At 68.3% G+C, this 12,636-nt stretch carries 12 protein-coding genes; 3 read left to right on the top strand and 9 right to left on the bottom strand.

Going from position 1 to position 12,636, the window contains the following annotated elements:
- Positions 1-273 precede the first annotated feature (273 nt).
- Positions 274-597, top strand: a complete 324-nt coding sequence (locus NGM28_RS04730) for a DUF2790 domain-containing protein (RefSeq protein ID WP_240063552.1) — start codon at positions 274-276, stop codon at positions 595-597.
- 1 nt (position 598) lies between these two features.
- Here the strand turns inward: NGM28_RS04730 and NGM28_RS04725 are convergent, their stop codons facing one another.
- Both NGM28_RS04725 and NGM28_RS04720 read right to left on the bottom strand, forming a co-directional pair.
- On the bottom strand, positions 599-1,759 hold the full coding sequence (locus NGM28_RS04725) for a GGDEF domain-containing protein (protein WP_240063551.1): 1,161 nt from the start codon (positions 1,757-1,759) through the stop codon (positions 599-601).
- A 284-nt stretch (positions 1,760-2,043) separates the two neighbouring features.
- Positions 2,044-2,463, bottom strand: coding sequence for a RidA family protein (locus NGM28_RS04720; RefSeq protein ID WP_252088863.1), 420 nt, complete (start codon positions 2,461-2,463; stop codon positions 2,044-2,046).
- Between the two features lie 130 nt (positions 2,464-2,593).
- Here NGM28_RS04720 and NGM28_RS04715 point away from each other — a divergent pair, with 130 nt between their 5' ends.
- A complete protein-coding gene (locus NGM28_RS04715) occupies positions 2,594-3,343 on the top strand; it encodes an SIR2 family NAD-dependent protein deacylase (RefSeq protein ID WP_252088862.1) in 750 nt (249 codons plus the stop codon).
- A gap of 325 nt (positions 3,344-3,668) precedes the next feature.
- Here the strand turns inward: NGM28_RS04715 and NGM28_RS04710 are convergent, their stop codons facing one another.
- The gene (locus NGM28_RS04710; RefSeq protein ID WP_252088861.1) at positions 3,669-4,130 is read right to left on the bottom strand and encodes an FAD/FMN-containing dehydrogenase; all 462 of its coding nucleotides are present in this window, start codon (positions 4,128-4,130) and stop codon (positions 3,669-3,671) included.
- Between the two features lie 118 nt (positions 4,131-4,248).
- Here NGM28_RS04710 and NGM28_RS04705 point away from each other — a divergent pair, with 118 nt between their 5' ends.
- Positions 4,249-5,256, top strand: a complete 1,008-nt coding sequence (locus tag NGM28_RS04705; protein WP_252088860.1) for a GlxA family transcriptional regulator — start codon at positions 4,249-4,251, stop codon at positions 5,254-5,256.
- A gap of 9 nt (positions 5,257-5,265) precedes the next feature.
- On the opposite strand, the gene gspF is transcribed toward NGM28_RS04705, so the two are convergent.
- From gspF to gspK, 6 genes are read right to left on the bottom strand one after another with little or no spacing between them, the layout of a single operon-like run.
- Positions 5,266-6,471 carry a type II secretion system inner membrane protein GspF gene (gspF, locus tag NGM28_RS04700; RefSeq protein ID WP_252088859.1) on the bottom strand — a complete coding sequence of 402 codons (1,206 nt, stop codon included), beginning with the start codon at positions 6,469-6,471 and terminating at the stop codon, positions 5,266-5,268.
- Positions 6,471-7,892 carry a type II secretion system ATPase GspE gene (gspE, locus tag NGM28_RS04695; protein WP_252088858.1) on the bottom strand — a complete coding sequence of 474 codons (1,422 nt, stop codon included), beginning with the start codon at positions 7,890-7,892 and terminating at the stop codon, positions 6,471-6,473. Before gspE ends, gspF begins: the two co-directional genes overlap by 1 nt.
- The gene (gene gspD, locus NGM28_RS04690) at positions 7,889-10,252 is read right to left on the bottom strand and encodes a type II secretion system secretin GspD (protein WP_252088857.1); all 2,364 of its coding nucleotides are present in this window, start codon (positions 10,250-10,252) and stop codon (positions 7,889-7,891) included. Before gspD ends, gspE begins: the two co-directional genes overlap by 4 nt.
- Positions 10,249-10,755 carry a type II secretion system protein M gene (locus tag NGM28_RS04685; protein ID WP_252088856.1) on the bottom strand — a complete coding sequence of 169 codons (507 nt, stop codon included), beginning with the start codon at positions 10,753-10,755 and terminating at the stop codon, positions 10,249-10,251. The genes gspD and NGM28_RS04685 overlap by 4 nt, the downstream gene beginning before the upstream one ends.
- The gene (gspL, locus tag NGM28_RS04680) at positions 10,745-11,683 is read right to left on the bottom strand and encodes a type II secretion system protein GspL (RefSeq protein ID WP_252088855.1); all 939 of its coding nucleotides are present in this window, start codon (positions 11,681-11,683) and stop codon (positions 10,745-10,747) included. The genes NGM28_RS04685 and gspL overlap by 11 nt, the downstream gene beginning before the upstream one ends.
- Positions 11,680-12,630, bottom strand: a complete 951-nt coding sequence (gene gspK / locus NGM28_RS04675; protein WP_252088854.1) for a type II secretion system minor pseudopilin GspK — start codon at positions 12,628-12,630, stop codon at positions 11,680-11,682. Before gspK ends, gspL begins: the two co-directional genes overlap by 4 nt.
- Between the last annotated feature and the right edge of the window lie 6 nt (positions 12,631-12,636).

The raw sequence follows: 12,636 nt of genomic DNA, 5'->3' as shown, positions 1-12,636 counted from the left end.
TCCTTCGATTGCGGCTGTTCTTGTTGTCGGCCCTTGGCGCTGGAGCGTCCCTGGCTTGGCCAGATGCAGGCGCACCCAGCCCCTTCGGCCGAGGCTGATGCTCGCCGCCGGCGGATAACGGGAAGGTGATGGGAGGATTACAATCGCGTCATTCTAGGGGTGAGCACAGTGGACAAGGCGACCCTTGCAGATCTGTAACCCTGGCGTCATGCCGCTGTTGGTCGGCCCTCATTAGGGTGGGCTCCGAAACCACGGACCTTTCGGAGCCACCCCATGCAACGTCTGATCATCTGCGCCGCGCTGCTGGCGCTTTCACTCTCGGCCCAGGCCACCGGCTTTTCCGAGCAGCGCAACGAGCAGCTGTTCGCCGACCACCAGCAGGCCGTGGCGGCCTACGCGGCGAAACGCGACAAGCCGATGCCCGAGATCGTCGACTACCGCTATGGCATGAAGCTGGATGTCGCCCGCTTCGTGCGCCAATCAGGGGACCCGCGTACTTGCGAGGTGGTGCCGCGGCTGATGACCTTCGAGGACAGCCAGGGCACCCTGCGTACCGTGCGCTACGCGGTGCAGTCGCAGTGCATCAACAACAAGTAGGTCAGCCGTGGATGGAGGCCCGGTCGAGCATCTGCAAGCTGTTGCGCCCGGCGCGCTTGGAGGCGTACAGCAGCACGTCGCCCTGCTCGATCAACGCCGCCAGGCTGGTGGGCGGCTGATCGAACAGGTGGGCGCCGATGCTCAGGGTCACCGCCTCGGGCGTGGCGAACGCCTGGGCGGCGAGCTGCTGGAACTGTTCGCGCAGGCGACTGCCCAGCGCCTCGATATGCTCGGCCGATGCACCGGCCAGCAAGATGACGAACTCGTCGCCCCCCAGCCGGGCTGCGATCGAACGCTCCGGCAGCACTGCCCGGATCAGGTCACTCAAGGCCACCAGCAGTCGGTCGCCGGCGACATGGCCATGCAGGTCGTTGACCTGTTTGAAGTGGTCGATGTCGATCAGCAGCAACGCGCCTTGGCACGTCGGCGAGACGCCATTGAACAGGCTAGGCGCGCGCACTTCCAGGGCGCGGCGGTTGTACAGCGCAGTGAGCGGGTCACGCGCGGCCAGGCGCTCGATGCGCTCCTCGCGGCGATAGCGCACGGTGCCGGTCATCGACAGGGCAATCAGCATGATCGCCATCGTGCCCTCCACCAGCGACACCTGGATGATCAGCCCGCGGAAGGCCGTCAGGTCGATCAGCGTGCCCGGCACCAGGGCAGGCAAGGTCTTGGCCAGGTAGAACACACCATGCAGCAACAGCACATAGCGCAGCTGCGCCGCCCCCACGCTCCACGACTGGCCATGGGGGCGCAGCAGCACGCTGGCACGCAGGGTGAACAGGGCGACCAGCAGCGAGTTGAGCACCAGGAAGGTCTTGGACCAGGTCGGCCATTGCGGCAGCAGGAGCAGCGCCGACCAGGCGACCAGCGCCAGGTACCAGGCCCGTGACAGGCGCGTCTCGGTAAAGCGCGAGACCCCCAGCAGGAACAGCCAGTGGGCGCCGACCAGCAGGCCATTGGCGAACCAGATGCCGATGAACAGGTAGCCGCTGCCACGCAGCAAGGCCAACGAGGAACCGATGCTGATGGTGGCGAAGCCGATGCTCCAGCACAGCAGTGAAGGTTCACGCACGCTGCGCCACTCGATCAGCAGGTACAGCGCCGCCGCCGCCGCGAGGGCGATGGACAGGGTCAGCAAGGTGGAAGCGTCGAACGCCATGGATCGGGGGGCCTGTGGGTGATCGTTGGTGAGGAGAGATTGTATGTGTTCGCCGGAGATTTGGCAGGCACAAGTGCCATTCAAATGATGGCATTCACGCAAACAACATATCCGATCAAATCTTCACCGATTGCACCGCGAAAGCACCTCCCTGTAGGAGCGGCCTTGTGCCGCGAAAGGGCCGCAAAGCGGCCCCGGCGATCTTTGCTTTTCACTGAAACCCTGGGGGCTGCTACGCATCCCTTTCGCGGCACAAGGCCGCTCCTACAAGGTCCGTGCCGATGCTACTGTGCGGGCAGCGCCGCCACCGCATCGACTTCCACCAGCATGCCACCCAGCGCCAGGCGCGGCACCGGGATCAAGGTGCAGGTCGGCGCCATCCGCCCGCCCCAGGCCCGCTCGGCTTCGGCCACCCACTGGCGCAGGCGTTCCTCCGAGTGGTCGACTACCAGCAACGTCAGCTTGAACACATCGGCCAGGCTCGCGCCCTTGGAAGCCAGGGCGGTCTTCAGGTTGGCCAGGGCCTGCCGGGCCTGCTCGTCGAAATGTGCCGACAGCTCGCCCCGAGCATCTTCCCCGCCCTGCCCGGCGATATACAGCAAGCGGCTGCCGGCGCGCACGTCGGCGACGTGGGAATAGGCGTTGCCGCTGGGGTCGTAGAGGCCTTCCGGGTTGGACAGGTGAAAGGCATGTGGCTGGGTCATGGTATCGCTCCGTCGAGGGGAAGAGCGGCCGAGTATCAAACCTCGGGTTAAGTCGAGGTCAAGCGTCAATTCACCTTGTTCGCCTGCCGAGCCGCTGGCACAGTGACTGCCCTGCCTCTGGAGATCCACCATGCCCTTCGACCCCGGACTGCTTGCCCAGGCCCGCCACCTGGTGGTGTTCACCGGTGCCGGGGTGTCGGCCGAGAGCGGTATCGCCACCTTTCGCGACAAGCTCCATGGGCTGTGGGAACGCTTCGACCCCGCGCAACTGGCAAGTGCCGACGGTTTTGCCGCAGACCCTGCGCTAGTCTGGGGCTGGTACGAGATGCGCCGTGCGGGCATCAATCAGGCACGTCCCAACCCTGCGCATCAGGCCATCGCTGACCTTCAGGCCAGGCTGGCGAAAGTCACCCTGGTGACGCAGAACGTCGATGACCTGCATGAGCGCGCCGGAAGCCGCGAAGTGTTGCACTTGCACGGGCGCCTGGATGCATTCCGCTGCTTCAGTTGCGCACAACCCGTCGGCAGTGCCCTGCCCCTGGCAGAAGGTGCCGAACAAGGCCGGCGTATTGAGCCGCCACGTTGCAACACCTGTGGCGGCTACCTGCGGCCCGGCGTGGTCTGGTTCGGTGAGCAGCTGCCCGAACAGACCTTGGACCAGGCCTTTGCCGCTGCCGAAGACTGCGACTTGCTGCTATCGGTAGGCACCTCGGGGGTGGTGCAGCCTGCGGCGTCGATACCACGGGTAGCGTTGCAGGCCGGCGCGACGGTGGTGCATGTCAATCCGCATCCGGTGGTGGCCAGCCATCCGCGTGAGTTCACCCTGGCCGGCAAGGCGGGAGAATTGTTGCCCAGGTTGCTGGAGGAAGCCTTCAGCTGAACACGGCCTGTAGGAGCCGGCTTTGCCGGCGAACCAGACGACGCGTTGGATGGCACCGGCTTTGCCGGTGTTCGCCGGCAAGCCGGCTCCTACGGTGGAGCGCGGCGCGTGGTCGTTTACATACCCTGTAGGAGCCGGCCTTGCCGGCGAACCAGGCGACGCGGTGGATGGCACCGGCCTTGCCGGTGTTCGCCGGCAAGCCGGCTCCTACGGGGAGCACGGCGCGTCGTCGTTCACATTCCCTGTAGGAGCTGGCCTTGCCGGCGAACCAGGCGACGCGGTGGGTGGCACCGGCCTTGCCGGTGTTCGCCGGCAAGGCCGGCTCCTACAGGTGTTCCAGGGCCGCCTTGAGTGCCGGGGTATCGGAAAACGCCTGGCGTTTCACCAGCACACCGTTGTCCAACGTCAGCCACTGCACCTTGCCATCTGCCGCCGCATAACGGCTGGCGACCCGCCCTTCGCGGTCCAGCATCACCCGGTAGCTGTAGTCACGCATCGCCGGTATGGCGAACAGCTTGCTGACCAGCGCCGGCATGCGCTGGATATCGGCGACGAACACCGCACCGCGCGCCTCCAGGTAGCCCTTGGGCTGCCCCGCCAGCGCCGCCTTGACCAGCTTGGCGCCGTCCATGTCCTGGGCCACCAGCAGGATGCGGGTGTCGGCCGACAGGCTGTAGGGCTGGTCGTACTGGTCGAGCAAGGTCCAGGGCGCGAGCCTGTCGCCAGGCTCCACGGCCTGGGCCAGCAACGGGAGCAGGCTGAACAACAGGGCGGCGGCGTATTTCATCGTGAGAAAGGTCCAGGGTGAGCGGGCGCCCAGCATAGCCCAACGCGCACTCACCCGGTTGTCTTTCCCCCCGCCCCGACGCACACTCATCCCCGCCAGCCAGGAAGCGGAGTCCGCAGTGCCCACGCCACGCCAGTTCAGCAAGAAGACCAGCACCAGCAACATGCTGCGGCTCAAGCCCACCGACAGCAGCGCCGAACGCCCCTACCAGGTCGCCTTCGTGCTGCTGGAGCATTTCTCCATGGCCAGCTTCACCGTGGCCATGGACGTGCTGGTCACCGCCAACCTGCTGCGCGCCGAGCGCTTCGCCTTCACCCCGCTGTCGCTGGGCGGCGACCGGGTGCTCAGCGACCTGGGCCTTGAGCTGGTCGCCACTCCCCTCACCCCGAATACCCTGCACGCGCTCGATCTGCTGGTGATCTGCGGCGGCCTGCGCACGCCGCTCAAATACCCCGAGCTCGACCGCCTGCTGGGCGACTGCGCCAGCCACGGCATGACCCTCGGCGGGCTGTGGAACGGCGCCTGGTTCCTCGGCCGCGCCGGGGTGCTCGACGACTATGGCTGCAGCGTCCACCCCGAACAACGCGCCAGCCTGGCCGAATGCAGCCCGCAAACCCGCATCACCCCGGCCAGCTTCACCCTCGACCGCGACCGCCTTACCGCCGCCAGCCCCAACGGCGCCATGGAGCTGATGCTCGGCCTGGTCCGCCGCCTGCACGGCGACGCCCTGGCCGAAGGTGTCGAGGAGATCCTGTCGTTCTCCGGCGCGCGTTATCGCCAGGTCGGCCCCGGGGCGAAAAAGTCCATGAGCCTGCACCTGCGCACCATCGTCGAGCTGATGGAAAACAACCTCGAGGAAACCCTGAGCCTCGACCAGCTAGCGGCCTACTCCGGCCGCTCGCGGCGGCAGATCGACCGCCTGTTCCAGGCCCAGCTCGGCACCTCACCGCGGCGCTACTACATGGAGCTGCGCATCACCAAGAGCCGGCGCCTGCTGCAGTATTCCGACCTGTCGGTGATGGAAGTCGCGGTGGCCTGCGGGTTCGTCTCGGTGTCGCACTTCAGCAAGTGCTATGCCGCCTACTTCGGTTATCCGCCCTCGCGGGAGCAACGCCTCGGCGAGTAACCCAGGGCGTTACTGCACCAACTGGTTGATCTCGATGATCGGCATCAGCACCGCCATCACGATCAACAGCACCACCGCGCCCATCACCACGATCATCAGCGGCTCGAGCAGCGCCGTCATGCCCATCGCCCGCCGCTCGATATCCTTGGCCAGGCTGTCGGCCGCCCGATCGAGCATCGGCGGCAGGTCGCCGGTCTTCTCGCCACTGGCGATCAGGTGGATCAGCAACGGCGGGAACACCTTGCCGACCGCCAGCGCCGACGCCAGCCCCACGCCCTCGCGCACCCGCGCCGTGGCCTCGCTGACACACTGGTCGAGGCAGTCGTTGCCCAAGGTCTGGCGCGCCGCCTCCAACGCACGAAGCAGCGGCACCCCGGCGCTGCCCAGGATCGCCAGGGTCGAGGCGAAGCGCGCCGTGTTCAGGCCCAGCACAAAGCGCCCGATCAATGGCAGCCGCAACACCCGCCTGTGCCAGGCCAAGCGCGGCCCTGGCGCCTTCAAATAGGCGCGCCAGCCCCAGAACACCCCGGCCAGCAGGGCGAAGCACAGCACACCCCACGCCCGCACGAAGTCGCTGGCCGCGAGCATGGCCAGGGTCAGCCCAGGCAGGTCCTGGCGCGCCTGGGTGAAGGCGCTGACCACCTGGGGCACCACGTAGCTGAGCAGAAAGATGACGATCCCCACCGACACCAGGCCGACCACCCCGGGGTAGATGAACGCGGTCATGATCTTGCCGCGCAGGGTGTTGCGTTCCTCAATGTAGTCGGCCAAACGCTCCATCACCCGGGCCAGGTCGCCAGACTCCTCGCCCGCCGCCACCAGGGCGCGGTAGATATCCGGAAAGTCCCGTGGCCGCTCGGCCAGCGCATCGGCCAGGCGCATGCCGCTACGCACCTCGGCCCGTACGGCGCCCAGCACCTGGGCGATGTGCTTGCGCTCGGCCTGCTCCAAGGTCGCCCCCAGCGCCGCCTCCAGCGGCAGCCCGGCGGCCAGCAGGCTGGCCAGTTGGCGGGTGGCCCACGCCAGGTCGCCGTCGGACAGCTTCGGGCTGAGCAGGCCACCGCCCTGCCCGGCCGCGGCCTGGGGCTCCACCGCCAGGGCGGTCAGCCCCAGGGCGCGCAACTGGGTCATCACCGCGGCCGGGCTGTCGGCCTCCAGCAGGCCATTGACCAGGCGCCCCTGGGCGTCGGCGGCTTCATAGCGATAGCGGTTCATCAGGCGTCCCGTGTGACACGCAGGATTTCTTCAAGGCAGGTGCTGCCATCGTCGACCCAGCGCTGGCCATCCTCGCGCAGGCTGAGCATGCCATTGCGCCGGGCGGCGGCGCGCAGGGCCTGTTCGTCGGCACCCTGGTGCACCAGGCTACGCACCGCGTCGTCGACGCAGAACAGTTCGTGGATGCCGGTGCGCCCGCTGTAGCCGCAGTGGTTGCACTGGGCGCAGCCGACCGCGCGGTACTGCCCCGGCATCGCCGGGTCGGGCTCCCGGCAATGCGGGCACAGCCGGCGCACCAGGCGCTGGGCCAGCACCCCGAGCAGTGCCGAGGCCAGCAGGAACGGCTCCACGCCCATGTCGACCAGGCGGTTGACCGCCGACACCGCGTCGTTGGTGTGCAGGGTGGCCAGCACCAGGTGCCCGGTCAGCGACGCCTGCACGGCGATCTGCGCGGTCTCCAGGTCGCGGATCTCGCCGATCATGATCACGTCCGGGTCCTGGCGCAGGATCGCCCGCAGGGCCACGGCGAAACTCATGTCGATGCGTGCGTTGACCTGGATCTGGCTGATCCCCGGCAGGTCGTACTCCACCGGGTCCTCGACGGTGAGGATGTTGCTGACGCTGGCATCCAGCCGCGCCAGGGCGGCGTACAGGCTGGTGGTCTTGCCCGAGCCGGTGGGGCCGGTGACCAGGACGATGCCATGGGGCTGGCGAATCAGCTGGTCGAGCCGCGCCAGCAGCGCCGCGTCCATGCCCAGCGCCTCCAGGCGCAGGCGCCCGGCCTGCTTGTCGAGCAGGCGCATCACCACCCGCTCGCCATGCCCGGTGGGCACGGTGGACACACGGATATCGATCGGCCGCCCCGCCACCCGCAGGGCGATGCGGCCATCCTGGGGCAGGCGTTTCTCGGCGATGTCCAACTGCGCCATGATCTTGATCCGCGACACCAGCGCCCCGTGCAGCGCCTTGCGTGGCGAGACCACGTCGCGCAGGGTGCCGTCGACCCGGTAGCGCACCAGGCAGTGGCTCTCGAACGGCTCGATATGGATATCGCTGGCCTGGTCGCGCGCGGCCTGGGTGAGCAAGGCGTTGATCATGCGGATCACCGGCGCGTCGTCCTGGGCTTCGAGCAGGTCGGTGACCTCGGGCATGTCCTGCAACAGCCGGTCAAGGTCGACCTCGTTCTCCGCCGCCCCCACCACCGCCGCAGCGCTGCCGGTGTCGGCGTAAGCGCTGACCAGCAGCGCGTCCATCTGCGCGTCGCTGAGCGTCTCGACCGGCACCTGGCCAAAACGCCGACGCACCTCGGCTACCGCCCACCCTGGGCTCGACGGGCAACGCGCCAGACGCGCGCCCTCCTCGCCGCTGGCCTGCAACACCAGGCGCTGGGCCTTGGCCCAGGCATACGGCAGGCGACTCACCGGGCGACCTCGTCCACCGGCACCGCACGAATTGACGCACGGGGCGCACGCCCTTGATCGGGCACCCCCTGCTCCACCGGCGGCAGCAACGGCATGTCCATGTCCGGCAGCGCCCACGAGTGCTCGGGCTTCAGGTCGCCCTGGGCGCGGCGGATGAAGTCGTAGCGGTTGCGGGTGATGCTGCGCCCGGCATTGGCGTCGCGCACGATGTAGGGCCGCAGGAACACCATCAGGTTGGTCTTGTTGCTGGCCCGGCGCTCGCTGCGAAACAGCGCGCCCACCCCCGGCAGGCTCGACAGCCACGGGATGCCCTCATTGCTCTGGGTGTAGCCGTCCTGCAGCAGGCCACCCAGCACCATGATCTGGCCGTCATCGAGCAGGATGCTGGTGTCGATGGCGCGTTTGTTGGTCACCGTGCCGGCCGCGCTGGAAGCGCGCTGGTCGACGCTGCTGACCTCCTGGTAGACATCGAGCTTGACCGTGCCGCCCTCGGAGATCTGCGGGCGCACGTTCAGGCGCAAGCCGACCTCCTCGCGCTGGATGGTCTGGAACGGGTTGTTGCTGTTGCCACCGCCGTCGGTGACGTACTGGCCGCTGACGAAAGGAATCGTCTGGCCGACGAAGATGCTCGCCGCCTCGTTGTCCAGGGTCAGCAGGTTGGGCGTCGACAGCACGTTGCTGCCGCCCTTGCTCTTGAGTGCCCGGGCCAGCACCTTGAGGTTGAGCACCTCGCCGATGCCGGGGATCTTCACCGTGCCATCGACCACCCCCACCGACAGCCCCGGCGGCAGCACATCGATGCTGGTGGGCCCCTTGACCAGGCCGCTGCCACCCAGGTTGGCGCCGCCGAACAGGCCGTTCTTGCCCAGGTTGCCGGCCTGCCACTGGATGCCGAATTCGTTGGCATCGTCCTCGCCGACCTCGACGATCAGGCTCTCCACCACCACCTGGGCGCGGCGCTGGTCAAGCTGGTCGATGACCTCGCGCAGGCTGCGGTACAGCGGCTCGGGCGCCGAGATCAGCAGCGTGTTGGTGGTCTTGTCGGCCTGGATGGTCGCGCCACCGGCGGAAAACGCGATGCCCTGGTCGCCCTGCTGGGTGCCATTGCCGTAGCCATTGGGGGTGGTTGCGCTCGCTTGGCCATTGCCTCGGCTGAGGCTGCCGGTGTTGCCGCTGGCGCTCTGCTGCGTGCCGCTGTTGCTGGCGCTGCCGCTCTTGTTGCTCCCCCCCGTCAGCATGCCGCCCCCGCTGAGCAGCGCCCGGGCGCCGTCACTGGTGGCGTTGTCGCTCTCGCCAGTGAGCAGCCCACGCAGGCTCTGGGCCAGCTTGTCGGCCTGGGCGTTGCGCAGGTACACCACGTGCAGATTGCCGGTGCTGTTCTGGGCGTTGTCGAGCTTGTAGATCAGGTCGCGCGCCAGTTGGGTGCGCTCGGGGCTGGACGAGCGGATCACCACGCTGTTCGAGCGCGGATCACCGAGCACGCTGATCTTCTGCGTCGGGTCGGCGCCCTGGTTGTCGAGCAGCTCGCCGACCATGCTGGCGATATCGCTGGCAATACCGTTTTGGATCGCCACCACGTCGGTGTCGAGGGCGCTGGGGATGTCGACGCGGTCGAGGATCTGCGCCACCCGCTCGAGGTTTTCGGCGTAGTCGGTGACCACGATCGTGTTGTTGCCGGGGTAGGCGTTGATCGGATTGTCCGGCGAGACGATCGGGCGCAGCACGGGGATCAGGTTGACCGCGTTCTCGTACTGCAAGCGGAAGGTGCGGGTGACCATGCCGTTGCCCGCGTCGCGGTCGCCGCTCACCAACGCGCCACCCAGCAGCTTGGCGTCGGCCTGGGGCACCACCTGGGCCACGCCGTTGACATCGACGACGCTGAAACCTTGCATGCGCAGCGCCGCCAGCAACATGCCATAGGCCTTGCTGGCCGGCACCTCTCCCTCGGAGACCAGGGTCAATTGACCTTTGACCCGCGGATCGACCAGGAACTGCCGGCCCGTGGCCCGCGACAGGCCGCGCACCACCGCCTGGATATCGGCATCGACGAAGTTCAACTGCACCGGCTGATCGCCCAGCGGGTTGCCGGCCGCAGGCGCTGGCGCACCACGGCTATGGCGCTGGCCGACCCGCGGCGGCACCTGGCGCACGGCCTGGCGTGCCCCGGTGCCGGCCTGGGTGTGCAGGTCCAGCGCGGTCGTGGTGCTGTCGACCTGGGCCAGGGGCTGGCCGAGTTCGCTGCTGGCCAGGGGTTTGTGCGCTGACGGCGCGTTGGCGCAGGCGCCGAGCACCAGGGCCAAGGCCAGGGGTGCGAACGGCAGTGCCCGAGAAAGAATACGTGGCGATCCAGTGCACGTCATGAAGGGTCCTTAGCGCCGTGCGCCTGATCCATGCGAAGGGTTCCAGAAAACGTCACCGGGCCATTACCGGCACCCGGGTCGCGGCGCAAGCTCAGTTGGCCGACAGTGAGCCCCAGGCGCGGGGGAATGTGCTGCAACCAGGCCATGGCCGGTTCGGCCGGGGCCTGCCGCCAGGCCAGGTGCCAGCCGTCGCCCTCGGCGTCGAGTTGTGAATGCGTCCGCAAGCCGGCCTCGTCCAGGCTCTGGGTCAGGGCGCCGGCAAGGTCGGCCGGGCGTTGCCCGAGCAAGGCGTCCAGGGCCTGGGCCTGGCTGCGCAGCTTGGGGGTTTCAGTGTTCCAGTGCTCGATACGGGCAAGCGCCGGCGCCACCAGTACTTGCCAGCAGAAGAAGCTGCCCAGCACAGCGGCGGCCAGCGCCACGGCACGCCGCTCGCGTGGGGCCAAGGCCTGCCAACGCTGCCGCGCCTGCCCGCGCAGTCCGTTGATGCGCACCTTAATCGACATGGGCCAGGGCCTCGTTCGCGGCGCTGCCAACGCGCAGTGTCCAGCCTTGTTCGCCCGCGCTGGCCTCGATGCCCTGGGCGGCGAGCTGCGCCTGCCAAGCCGTGTCGGCGGGCGCCTTGCGCCCATCGGAAAAGGGCGTGATGCGCAGCTCGCCGTCGGCGTAGTCCAGCGCCGCGACATTGCCGGCAAGAAACGGCATGGCCTTGCCTGCGCCATCGAGCAGAGCGACCAGCCCGGTACCCGTGGCGCCCTGCCCGCTCTGCAACTGCTGACGCGCTTGTTGCAACGGGTTGAGTACCACCGGCAAGTGCGGGAACGCCGTGCGTACCTGGGTCACCATGCGCGCCCGCAATTGTTCGCCTTCGCTGGCCAACTGCATGGCATGCAGGTTCAAACCGAGGCACCAGACCAGCGCCGCCACACTCCACACGGCCACGGCCCGTCCCACATCCAAGGTGTGGGCCGGCCCCTGCAAGCCACCGCCCAGGTCCACCACCGGCCGATCCTGTGCAGGCTGCGTGAACACACCCTGCGGCCTGATCCGTGCGGCCTGCAACCAATCCTGCAAGTGAGCCATTTGCGGCAGCCCAAGCCAGGCCACCGCCACTTGCCCATCGCCCTGGCGCGGCCCGTGAGCCACATGAACCTGCCCGATATCACCCAGCACCAGCCCCTGCACCGCACAGCGCACCGCCGCGCTCAAGCGCTTGCCCGTGAGTGGCGGCAAGGCGACGGCCAGGGCCAGGCTGTCATCCTCGTGCAGGTGCAGGCGCCAGCCGGCGCCCTTGGCTTCGCGCAGCAGTTGCGCGCGCTCGGCGTTGCCCGTGCCCAAGGTGTGGCCCTGGCGATCGCTCAGGCGATAGTCGAGGCTCGACGCTGGCCCGAGCTCAGCCAACGGCGGCAGTTGAACGTCCAGTAGCGTGTTCATGCGCCCACCCGTGTCCAGACCACATCCGGCAGCCGCCCTTCGCGCTGGCGCAGCAGCGCCTGCATGCGCAGCACCCGCTGCCCCTGGCGCGCCTGGCCGTGCAGGCGGAACCAGTCGCTGTTGATCCCCACCCGCACATTGGCCTGCGCCAGTTGCGGCATGCGCAGGCGGTTGACGAAGTCGCCACGGTTGACGAACCAGCGTCCGCCATCGCGCTCGGCCACCAGCGCGACGGCCTGTTGCAGCGACAGCCCCGGCACCTGGGCGGCGAGCACCTCGGCGCTGGCGGTGTTGCCATTGATCCAGGTGAGCGCCGGCAACACCGTGACGAACCGGCGCAGGCGCTGGAGGGATTGCGTGTTCATGCCCTTGAGCGATGCCAGGGCATCGAGGCTGCCCATCATCGGCTGCCTGGCCGGCAGTGGTGCACTGGCACCGGCGGGCGACGTCAGACGGCCGCTGTCGAAACCCGCCTGTTGCGGCGCCACCGGGGTGGCCGGTTGCCGGGGATAGCTGTCGATCACCCGCTCGCTGATGGCCGAGGCCAGCCGCGCATCGACACCGATCAGCGCGCACAGCCGCTGGAAGGTCGCCAGCGCCTCAGGGTCGACCCGGCCATCGACCATCAGGTTGCGCAGGTTGAACTTGCCCTGCTCGTCCTCCAATTGGCCGCCAAATAGCACATTGCCCGCCGCCATGTCCGGCAATGGCCGCGTCCACGGCTGACCGGCGCGCACCAGCGGATCGCGCTGGCGTTGCTCGGCCAGCAGTTGCCGGCTCAGTTGCAGCCCCCCCTGCAACGCCCACTGCCCCTGCACCGCCAGCTGGCGGTTCTCCACCTGCCGGGTCTGCAGGCCCTGGCGCTCGATCATCCCGGTGGCAATCACCGCCACCACTGCGGCGATCAGCAAGGCGCTGATCACCGCCATGCCGTCCTGGCGCGCCATGGCCGG

The organism is Pseudomonas sp. MWU13-3659, assembly GCF_023757525.1.
GTDB classification, from domain to species: Bacteria; Pseudomonadota; Gammaproteobacteria; order Pseudomonadales; family Pseudomonadaceae; genus Aquipseudomonas; species Aquipseudomonas entomophila_E.
Note: the sequence above shows the minus strand (reverse complement) of the source record. Positions and strands in the feature narration are given on the sequence as shown.